This window comes from Streptomyces milbemycinicus, from assembly GCF_002154605.1.
Lineage (GTDB): Bacteria > Actinomycetota > Actinomycetes > Streptomycetales > Streptomycetaceae > Streptomyces > Streptomyces milbemycinicus.
This window is the reverse complement of the sequence record NZ_MUNE01000182.1, coordinates 1-6,399: the sequence shown is the minus strand read 5'-3', so window position 1 is coordinate 6,399 and position 6,399 is coordinate 1. Positions and strand designations below refer to the sequence as shown.

The 6,399-nt window shown below is 72.0% G+C and carries 1 protein-coding gene; it reads right to left on the bottom strand.

What is annotated here, in order from left to right:
- Window positions 1-6,399, bottom strand: a 6,399-nt coding sequence (locus CCN51_RS16065; protein WP_143675814.1) for a lonely Cys domain-containing protein, incomplete at both ends; no start/stop codon positions are given.

Sequence of the window (6,399 nt, the reverse complement as noted above, 5' to 3'; positions counted from 1 at the left end):
CCGCCACGGCGCGTCCACCAGACCGCCCGGCGTATGGATCTGCGCCAGGTTCACCGCCGGCCCCGACTCCCCCGTGAAGTCACGACCGCTCCCCCGGACCCCGTCCAGGACCGTGGCGATGCCGGTGTCGTCGAACGCCCCGAACACCTCCCGGTCGTACGCGGCCACCACGTCCGTGTCGGACGCGTCCCGCCCCACGGCGAACGCCCGGGTGAGCGTCTCCCGCACTTCCGCACGTTCCGTCGGGTCGACGTCGAAGCCCGGGTCCAGGTGGAGCACCCGCCGGGTGAGAGCGTCCCCGTCCACACCGGGTGCGGTCAGCAGGTCCATGGTCTTGACCCACGCCCACAGCATCCGCAACCGCTCCGCCTCACCCAACGGACCGGAACTGGACAGGTTCAGGGCGGTGGCGGCCTCGGACTTCGCCTCATCCCCCAGCACCCACTGCGCGCCCAGCCGCACCACCGGCAGCTCCACGAAGTCCCACGCCATGTCCACGCGTTCGCCCCGCGGGCCACGGGGCCGTGCCTCCCACGCCGTCGCCGCCGCGGCCAGCGCCCGGCGGGCGACCTCCTGATCCACCTCGACCCCGGCCCCCGCATGCGCCGCGATCACCCGCCGCAGCAGATCCAGCGTCAGCGGGCCCACCTGCCGGAACTCCGGGTCGGCCAGCCACATCTCGTCCACCGCCGCCACACCCCGCAGCAGCTCCCCGAAACCGGCACCGTCCTCCACATACACCCCGAACATCAACTTCAGCGCCCGCACCGCAATCAGCGTCCGCTCCCGCACCTCCGCCGACACCGCACCAGGCCCCGAGTGCAATCGGGCCACCGCCGCAAGCCGGTCCAGCTCCGCACCCTCCGGATCCGGCCGCTCCAGGGCAATCTCCCGGGGCCGCCCCTGAGAATCGGAGTACAGGGCCCACCTCCGCACGTTGGTCCCAGGCCGCTCCCCATCCGACAGCTGGCCGTAGGAGGCACGCGCCCAGAGTCGCGTCGCGTTCGCGGTGCGATGCGCCACAGAGATCTCCCGCAGCGGATCGGCCACGAACACCTCGGGGTCGAAGACGCTCCTCATGGTGGGACCCCGGCTGTCGCTGTCCTTGGGGGAGCCGAGCCAGCAGTCGGAGAAGTCGATCCAGCGGACCTTGGGCCGCCGGGACACCAGCCACTTCACCCACGCCACCACCTGACCCTCGCCGACATAGCGGTTGACCACGCCGTTCCCGCTCCGCATCGCCAGCACCATGTAGCCCGGGATGGCATGCGCGCTGAGGCGGAACCCGTCGGCCTGGGAGAACGGACTGGCCTCGGGACCCGGACGCGGAAGCTCCAGCTCAGGCCCCTCGGTGTTCGTGGGGAAGCTGTAGTGGATGAACGTCGTCATCCGGTCGCTGACGCGCTCCGTCTTCTCGAAATTCCTCGCGTACTCGTCGGGTTTGAACGAGGCGTAGCCGGTCTCCTCTTCGGTCGCTTCGCTGACCACCGGCCACATCAGCACATCGCGGTACCAGTCGGGCACGCTCTCGTCGAGAACGGGCCCCTGGCCCGGCCGGAACGACGCCCAGTCGCCCGTGGGAACTCCGGGCCGTCCGGCAACCGTGTCGATGCTGCCCGTCCCATCGGACCACGCGCTGACCGTCACCTCACCGCTGTGCGCCCACACCTCCAGACCGGAACGGTCCGCGAACTGCTGGAGGAACACGCCGTACTGACCCAGGAAGGGAACGACCACCACGATCGGGGTGCCCGGCGGCAGACCCGCCCGCGCCACGGCGATCGCCATGAGCTCGATGAGCTCCTCGACATCCGCGTCCCGCGTCGAATCATCCGGCAGCCGCACCACCACCATGTCGCCACGCCGCTTACCCGCGATGACGCACGGCACCGTCCCCTTCGGCCACGGCGTCTTCCGCCGGGGACCGCCGGCCGCCAGGGAACCATCCGGCTGCGGGACGAGGACATCGCTCCGGTCCATGTTCAGCTCCAGGGCGCCCAATGCCCCCATGACGTCAGGACCCAGCCAGCTGACACCCGGGATCTGGCTCCACTCCATCGTGAAGTAGCTGCTGTGACCCGGCCCGACCACCCCCAACAGGTCGAGGTGGAACGCACCCAGCGCCGTCAGACTGTCCGCACGCCCGTCCGCCTCGGCCGCCCACACCAGCTCGAACAACTCCGCACGCACCGCCTGATCCACCGGCGCATTCGCCGGCAGATGCAGCACACGACGAGCCGTCGCATCGACATCGAACGCACTCTCCCGCACCCGACGGTCCCGGTCGTGCAGAGCCGCCAGCCGCTCTACGGCCACCGCGTCCCGGGAGGGGGTGATCCCGGCCGTCGCCTGCCGTTCCAGTTCCGCCGGGCCCGTCCCGTCCGGCGTGAACTCCACCACGCTCAGCGGCGGCAGCCCGGGAGCCGGCGCGGCCGCAGGCGGGGCGGGCGACTGCGAGGCGAGCGGGGCAGGCGAGGCCGGCGCCCGCGGGGCGACCGGCGCGACGAACACCCGCGAGGCGGAGTCCCCCGGCCCGGCACCGTCCGCGGCGGGCACGTCCCAGCGCCGCCGCAGACCCAGGTCGAGCCGCAGGATGTCGGCCAGCTCCGCCGCGGACCGCAGCGCGGCCTCCGTGTCCGGGCCCCACATCAACAGGTGATCGGCGACCTGGCGCACCACGCTGCGGAAGCCGTCCCCGGCGTACCGGGAGTCGGCGAGCACCGCGTGCGGCTCCACCGGCAGCACCAAGGAGACGGCGGCGGCCCAGGCCCGGGCGACGTCCGTCTCCATGGCACCGCCGAGTGCCGTACCAGGTGCCGCACCGGCTGCCGCGCCCGCGAAGTCCGCGTACGCCGACGCCCACAGCCGCCGCGACGCGTTCGCCGCCACGTCGTCCAGTGCGTCCGTCCAGGGGCCGGGCCGCATCATCAGCACCCGGGCCAGCTCCAGCGGCGGGAGCGCGTGCACCGGCACCCGGTTGTCCCCACTGTCCCCACGGAGCGCCATCTGGATCTGGGCCTGCTGGTCGTAGACCGGCGTGACGCCCGCGGCACGTACGTCGGCCTCGGCCAGGCCGGTGGTGGCGCTCGCGGCGAGCCGCGCCGCGACGGGATCCACGTCCTCCTCGGTCAACTCCCCCGCGATCCACCGGCGTTGCGCGTCGCCCCTCGGTACGACCGGGGCCTCGGCGGCTTCACCGGTAGCGGCACCCCGCGCCCCGGCCGTGACATCCAGCGGGACACCCAGAGCCCACAGCCGCGCCTCGGCCTCCTCCAACCGCTCACGCGCCCGCTCGACCCCGGCCCAGAAGTCCGGTTCCTGGTCCGGGTCCGCCATCAGCGTGTCCTCGCCGCTCGCCCGCCCGGCCCGCTCCGCCGACGCAGCCCCCGTGGCAGCCTCGGCGAACGCGGTCCACGCCCCCGCGTGCGCGTTCCACGCGGGGACGAAGACCTGGTCGGCGGAGTCGGCGGAGTCGGCGGAGTCGGCGGAGTCCACGGCGAGTGGCCGGGCGGCGGGGAGCTGTTCGAGTCCCCCGGCAGGCCCGGGCTCGATCGGCCGCGGGGAGGCCGGGCGGACGGGCGCGGGGCTGCCAGGGGGCTCATCGGCGGCGCCCGCTCGGGGCGCCACCGGGGACTCCGGGGCCTGCTCCCACGCCCGCACGGGGGCATGCCGCGGCGTCAGATCGAGGCGGGACAGCTCCAGCTCCACCCCGATCTCACCCGCGGCCGACACCAGAGTGAACGGCAGCGCCTGCCACCACACCAGCGGGGGCTGCCCGGACTCGGAGACGTGCGCGTTGACCAGATCCATGTACGGGTTGACCACATCCAGCAGACCACTCCAGGTCAGCGGGGAAGCATCCCCCCGGCCCGCCCGCCACTGATCCAACGCGTGGAAACCACGCAGCAGAGCCTCGAACGCCGCCTCGTCATCCTCCAGCAGCGGCCCGTACACCAGCCGGACCGCCCGCCACCACCGCTGCACATCCCCAGCCCGCCTCCGATCACCCGCCACCCGCTCAGCCCACACGGCCAGCCGAACCGACGACGGCTCCGGACGGAACCCCGCCAGCGAGTCACCCTCCTCCAGCCGAAGCCACGTGACCTGCTTCTGCCCACCGTGCCCGTCCGCCTCCCTACGCGTGGCGAACCCGGGCTCCCCACCCAGAGCAGAGGTCCACAACCACCGGTCAAAGCGGTTGGACAGCACCTGACCCGCCACCGGCCACTGAAGCGGATCACGACCACGCGCATACGGACCCGCCACATCCGCACCCGCCCACCACACAGCCGTATCCCACGACGCCGCCGTCAACGCCGGCACACGCGCGAAGACATAGTCCGCCGCCCGCTCGTAGGCGAACGACACAACCAACCCGTCCGTCTCCATACCGTCCAGGGACACCTGGTCGGGCTGGACTCGCAGCCACGCCGCGGTCCCGTCCCCGTCCATACCGAGCAGGAACACCTTGCCGAACGGCGCCTTCTTCCGCGGGCCCTCCGCCACCACCGCCGATGCCCGGTCCCATCTGTCCTCCGGCGGCGCCCACCGCACCTCCGTATAGTGCTCCACCTCCGGCAGCAGACCGTAGGACTGCTGGCGCCCCCTCCACGGTCCGGCTCCGCGCAGCGACACCCCCACCTGCACACCCGACGCATTCAGGTGCTGCACCTGCGACACCTGATCCACCGGAACCCGGGTCCCGTCCAGCGCCTCGATCTCCGCCGGCCACTCGATCGCGGCCGGTGCCGGCAACTCGCGGACGGCCGTCAACGCCATCTCCGCGCTCCTGACGGCCCCCTCGACACGCGCACGCTCTTCGACAGGCACGGTCCCGGTCGTCAGGAGAACGGCCACCTTCTCCAGCGCCTCGGCCGCCAGCCGATACGCCGGACTGTCCGGGGACAACCGGTCATGTCCCAGGGCATAACGGCCCAGGGCCCCGGCCACGGCCATCCCGTTCGCCATGGTCAGCACGCGCTGATTCGGGCCCTCCACCTGCGGGACGCCGCCGACGAGCAGGGACACGAACGGGGCGAACCCCCGGACCACCGGATCGTCCAGAATCCGCTCCACCGACCGGCTCAGCACGTCGGGAGACAGCGGAACCGAGGCCGCCACCGCCCGCTCGTACATCGCCCTGCCGAGTTCCGCCAACTCGGCTTCTGCCTGCTCGATCTGCTCCTCGGTCATGGTCCTGTCGTCGAACCCGTACCCCCGGAACTCGTTCACCATCAGCGCGACCAGCAGCCGGCCGCCGCTGGTGTCCAGGGCCGGGAACTCGTCCATGCCGACCGACTCGAGCGAGCCGATCCGCCTCCCCTGGGACGTACGCCCCGTCAGCGCGGCGGTCAGCTGCTCGCGCGGGGACGGCACATCACCGGTCTCCCCGGGATCGCGGACCACGAAGTCGAAGAACCCGTCCGAAACGACTCCGCCCGGGCTGAAGATCCGGAAATGGCGCTCCATTTCGACCTTCAGCATGTCGTGGGCGACCGCGCTGAGCCCGTCATGACGCTCATCAAGGAAGCCCCGCGTACCAGGCCGCAGAGCCCGCCGGTCACTGTCGAACCCGTGCCGCGACGCCACCGCCAGCCAGTTCTTGAGCAGTTGCGGTTGCGTGACGGTGAGCGGCCTGGCGGCGACGTGGGTGAACGCCCGCCACGCGTACCCCCAGACCTCGTCCACATCCGGTATGGCCGACAAGAACGCGACCAGCTCCACCGGCACCTCACCACGGCCGGCGACCTCGCTCGCGAACTTCCCCGCGACCCACCGCCCGAAGTCCCTCCCCGTCGTGGTCAGAAGGAGCAGTTCTCTGGGCCATGCCCGATCGAGGGCGTGGTCATGGAGCATCCTGAGGCCCACCGCGGGGGTACCCAGGGAGAACTGCGCGTAGGTGCGGCCGTTGTGGCCCGGGGCAAGGGGATAGATCGTGGTCGCCCGGCCGACCTCGGTGATCTCCCACCCTGGAAGATCACCCAGAAGCTTCACCAGCGGTACCGGCCGCCCGCCCCGCTCGATCGTGCCCAGCCGCGCCAGTCGGTCACGCACCAGCCTCCGCCGGGCCCTCGCCTCCTCCAGCGACTGCCACCGCTCACCCAGGACCAAGGCCGCCGGATCACCGACGACCTCCGTGATGGCGCCAGAGCCCCGTACGCTCTGCGGGGGCACTTGGGCCGCCATGTCAAAGGGCATCGGGAAGTCGGGGTGGCGCCATAGGGGGGCCTTGTCGACGACGATCTTGACCCCAGGGCCTTGCGCCAGCAACACCTTCGTGAGATCGGGCTTGTTCGGGGGCTCCGGGACGGAGATGCCGAGCCTCCGCAGAAGTTCAGCGGGGAGGGGGGCGATAGCGAGCGGATAGCGGTACTCGAACTCAGGGCCGAGGGCCCCGTA